Genomic DNA, 4,565 nt, shown 5'->3' on the forward strand with positions numbered 1-4,565 from the left:
TGGGCCAAGACCGCTCCTCGTGAGCGCGGCGAGATCCTGCGCCGCGCCTTCGAACTGGTCACCGAGCGCGCCGAAGACTTCGCCCTGCTGATGACCCTCGAAATGGGCAAGCCGCTGGCCGAGGCCCGCGGCGAGGTGGCCTACGGCGCCGAGTTCCTGCGCTGGTTCTCCGAGGAAGCCGTCCGCATCGACGGCCGTTTTGGCACCGCACCCGACGGCAAGAACCGCCTGCTGGTCCAGAAGAAGCCGGTTGGCCCCTGCCTGCTGATCACGCCGTGGAACTTCCCGCTGGCCATGGCCACCCGCAAGATCGCTCCCGCCGTTGCCGCCGGCTGCACCGCGATCCTCAAGCCGGCCACGCTGACCCCGCTGACCAGCCTGCTCTTCGCGCAGGTCATGCAGGAAGCCGGCCTGCCCGCCGGTGTCCTCAACGTCATCCAGACCTCGACCGCCGGCAAGGTCACCGGCCCGCTGATCAAGGACGAGCGACTGCGCAAGCTCTCCTTCACCGGCTCCACCCCGGTTGGCCAGGCGCTGATCCGCGACTCGGCCGACCGCGTGCTGCGGACCTCGATGGAGCTCGGCGGCAACGCCCCGTTCGTGGTCTTCGAGGACGCCGACCTGGACAAGGCCGTCGACGGCGCACTGGCGGCCAAGATGCGCAATATGGGCGAGGCCTGCACCGCGGCCAACCGCTTCATCGTCCAGGACACCATCGCCGAGGCCTTCTCGGAGAAGTTCGCCGCCAAGATCGCCGAGCTGACTCCCGCCCGCGGCACCGAGCCGGAGTCCAAGGTCGGGCCGCTGATCGACGGCAAGGCCCGCGACGGCGTGCACGAGCTGGTCGAGGACGCGATCTCGCACGGCGCCAAGGCCGTGACCGGCGGCGCTCCGGTGGACGGCCCGGGCTACTTCTACCAGCCCACCGTGCTGACCAACGTCTCGCCGAAGTCGCGCATCCTGGCCGAGGAAATCTTCGGCCCGGTCGCTCCGATCGTGACCTTCCACACCGAGGATGAAGCGGTCAAGCTGGCCAACGCGAGCGAGTACGGCCTGGTTGCCTACGTCTTCACCAAGGACCTCAACCGCGGCCTGCGCGTGAGCGAGAAGCTGGAGACCGGCATGCTCGGCCTGAACGCCGGCGTCATCTCCAACGCCGCCGCGCCGTTCGGTGGCGTCAAGCAGTCCGGCCTGGGCCGCGAGGGCGGCGCCGAGGGCATCGAAGAGTACCTCTACACCCAGTACGTCGGCATCGCCGATCCGTACGCGGACGAGCTGTAACCAAGCTGCACCAGGCGGGGCGGCGGGCATCGTGCCTGCCGCCCCGTCCGGCCTTTAACGACCGCGGTGCACGAAGCCGCCGGTGGCAGCGCGTTGGCCGGAGCGGCCCCTGGCACGTTGATTGGAGAGTTCCGTACCCATTCACCGGCCGATTCGTTACAGTTTCGCTCCAGTGAACGACGACGACGGTGCCGCCTCTTGAAACGATTGGCCCGTAGTGGCTGGATTGGAGCCGGTTTGGGCTCTCAATCCAGCCACTACGGGCCAATGGATCTTGGTCAGCGCAGTTCGTTGACGCGGATCAGGTTGCCGGCGGGGTCGCGGAAGGCGCAGTCGCGGACGCCGTAGTCCTGCTCGATCGGTTCCTGGACGACGTCGGCGCCGTTGGCTTCCAGCTTCTCGAAGAAGCCGTCGAGGTCCTCGGTGGCCAGGGTGATGGCGCCGTAGCTGCCCTTCGCGATGAGCTCCAGGATGGTGCGGCGTTCGTCCTCGGTGATGCCCGGGTCCACGGCCGGCGGGTGCAGCACGATGGAGGTTTCGGGCTGATTGGCCGGACCGACGGTGATCCAGCGCATGTCTTCGTACCCGACGTCGTTGCGGACCTCGAAGCCGAGGATGTCGCGGTAGAAACCCAGGGCTGCTTCGGCGTCGGTGTGGGGCAGGAAAGCGTAATGAATGGTGATGTTCATGGGCATCACGATAGGCGCGGGCGGCGGGGCTGCGCTTCTTGATTCCTGATCGGTTTGGTGACCTGCTTGGCCAGGCACGGTGGGATTCCCTCAGTGGCGTTCGCTGCTTCACGCCGGTAGACGCTCGGCGGGACACCGACCAACTCGGTGAAGCGAGTGCTGAAGGTGCCCAGCGAGGAGAAGCCGACGGCGAAGCAGACGTCGGTCACGCTGAGGTCGCCGCGGCGCAGCAAGGCCATGGCGCGCTCGATGCGCCGCGTCATCAGGAAGGAATAAGGGGACTCGCCGTAAACCCGGCGGAACTCACGGCTGAGGTGCCCGGCGGACATGTGCGCGCCGCGGGCGAGCGTTTCGACATCCAGCGGTTGCGCGTACTCCCGGTCGATCCGGTCGCGGACACGGCGAAGGACGGTCAGGTCGCGCAAGCGCTGCATCTCGGAGCGTCCATTGGCCATCGCTGCCATTCTTCCACGGACCCTTGACGCGTCAGTAGGCCAGGAGCGCGCCGTTCACAGAGCCGTTCCGCTCCTGCCATTTTCAGCGTACAACGCTCCGGGGGCCTTGCGGCAAGGCCCGGGTCGGGGCGCAGAATCGTCGGTGGATGGCGCGGGCACTGCGGCGCAGTTAGGGGAGGAACTCATGACTGATGTGATCATTGCCGGCGGCGGACCGACCGGCCTGATGCTGGCCTGCGAACTGCGGCTGCATGGCGTGTCCGTCCTCGTGCTCGAGAAGGATGCCGAGCCGACCAAGGTGGTCCGCGGGCTCGGGCTGCACACGCGCAGCGTCGAAGTGATGGACCAGCGCGGCCTGCTGGAACGGATCCTCCCGCTGGGCCAGCAGCATCCGGTTGGCGGTTTCTTCGCGGGCATCACCAAGCCGGCGCCGGAGCTGGACATGGCACATCCGTACACTCTGGGCATCCCGCAGACCACGGTCGAGCGCATGCTGCGTGAGCATGCGGCCGAAGCCGGGGTCGAGGTGCGGCGCGGCTGCGAACTGGTCGGGTTGGGCCAGGACGACGGCGGCGTGACCGCGGTCCTGGCCGACGGAACGCAGCTGCGCTCACGCTACCTGGTTGGCTGCGACGGCGGCCGCAGCACGGTACGCAAGCTGCTCGGCGTCGGCTTCCCGGGCGAACCCGCCCGGACCGAATGGCTGCTGGGCGAAGTGGAGGTAACAATCCCGCCGGAGGAACTGGCCGCCGTCGTCGCCGAAGCGCGCAAGACCCAAAAGGGGTTCGGCGCCGGGCCGCTCGGGGACGGGATCTACCGCGTTGTCGCGCCCGCCCTGCAGCTGGCGGAGGATCGGGCGGCCGGACCGACCCTGGACCAGCTGAAGGAGTCGGTGCGGGCGGTTGCCGGTACGGACTTCGGCCTGCACTCGCCGCGCTGGCTCTCGCGCTTCGGCGACGCCACCCGGCTGGCCGAACGCTACCGGGTCGGCCGGGTGCTGCTCGCCGGGGACGCCGCGCACATCCACGCGCCGCTGGGCGGGCAGGGGCTCAACCTCGGCCTCCAGGACGCATTCAATCTCGGCTGGAAACTCGCCGCCGAAGTCAACGGCTGGGCCCCGGACGGGCTCCTGGACAGCTACGAGACCGAGCGGCGCCCGGTGGCCGCGGACGTGCTGGACAACACCCGTGCGCAGGCCGAGCTGATGTCCACCGAGCCGGGACCCCAAGCCGTGCGCCGGCTGCTGTCGGAGCTGATGGACTTCGACGACGTGAACCGGTACCTGACCGGGAAAATCAGTGCGATCGGGATCCGCTACGACTTCGGGACCGGCCACGAACTGCTCGGCCGGCGGCTGCGTGACCTCCGGCTGAAGCGAGGCCGCCTCTACGAGCTGATGCACGGCGGCCGCGGGCTGCTGCTCGACCGGACCGGCAGGCTTTCGGTAGCGGGCTGGGCGGACCGGGTCGACCACGTCGTCGAGGCCAGCGCGGAACTGGGAGTGCCCGCGGCGCTGCTGCGGCCGGACGGCCACGTGGCATGGGTTGGCGGAGGGCAGGAGGAGCTGCGCGGCCAGCTGTCCAGGTGGTTTGGCGCTGCCGTCAGCGGCGGAAGAGCGAGCGGGGGAACAGCCGGTCGAGCAGGCGCTGGTGCCACGGGCCGCGGGTCCGCAGGGCGCGGGTGACGGTTTCGACGTCGGTCCAGCGCCGGGTGCCAGCGTCACCCGGGCTGTTGCCGGGAGAGCGGCCGGGAAGGCTCCCGCTCACAGCGGAAGATGGGGCAGTTCCGGAGGGCCCGCCGTCGTACGCGGTGGCGGCGTGCGGCAGGGGAGCTGCGGGGCTGGCGGAGTGCGGCAGTGGAGCGGCGGGGCTGGCGGCGTGCGGCAGTGGAGCTGCGGGGTTGGCGTAGGCAGCGACTTCGTAGTCCTGGCGGAGCCGGGCGAGCGCGGCGGCAGCGTCCGGACCGGCGTCGGCTGCCAGCTCCTTGCCCAACCGGCGGTCGAAGGTGCGGGCCGATTCCTCGGGCGCGGCCGGAATGCCGTAGTCCGTTGCGGTGTCGAGGATTTCCCGCCAGGCAGCGAGGGCGGTGTCCCGGCCGGGCGTGCGTGGGTCGAGCAGCAGCGTGCGGCGGCGGCGGGTGC

The 4,565-nt window shown here is 69.8% G+C and carries 4 protein-coding genes and 1 pseudogene; 2 read left to right on the plus strand and 3 right to left on the minus strand.

Translation table 11 applies throughout. The features are described 5' to 3' along the window. The coding region (locus D477_RS01355) for an NAD-dependent succinate-semialdehyde dehydrogenase (RefSeq protein ID WP_005266528.1) at nt 1–1,281 on the plus strand (1,281 nt) is incomplete at its 5' end. A 278-nt stretch (nt 1,282–1,559) separates the two neighbouring features. Here the strand turns inward: D477_RS01355 and D477_RS01360 are convergent. Both D477_RS01360 and D477_RS01365 read right to left on the minus strand, forming a co-directional pair. After that, complete coding sequence (locus D477_RS01360; protein ID WP_005266529.1) at nt 1,560–1,970, minus strand: VOC family protein; 411 nt, start codon at nt 1,968–1,970, stop codon at nt 1,560–1,562. 5 nt (nt 1,971–1,975) lie between these two features. Further along, on the minus strand, nt 1,976–2,425 hold the full coding sequence (locus D477_RS01365) for a helix-turn-helix transcriptional regulator (protein WP_005266530.1): 450 nt from the start codon (nt 2,423–2,425) through the stop codon (nt 1,976–1,978). A gap of 184 nt (nt 2,426–2,609) precedes the next feature. Here D477_RS01365 and rox point away from each other — a divergent pair, with 184 nt between their 5' ends. Continuing rightward, nucleotides 2,610–4,109, plus strand: coding sequence for a rifampin monooxygenase (gene rox / locus D477_RS01370; protein ID WP_005266531.1), 1,500 nt, complete (start codon nt 2,610–2,612; stop codon nt 4,107–4,109). Here rox and D477_RS01375 read toward each other — a convergent pair. After that, nucleotides 4,027–4,565: pseudogene (locus D477_RS01375) on the minus strand (DUF4129 domain-containing protein); the annotation flags it as partial. The gene rox and the pseudogene D477_RS01375 sit on opposite strands and share 83 nt — an antisense overlap.

Source organism: Arthrobacter crystallopoietes BAB-32, assembly GCF_000328305.2.
GTDB lineage: Bacteria > Actinomycetota > Actinomycetes > Actinomycetales > Micrococcaceae > Crystallibacter > Crystallibacter crystallopoietes_A.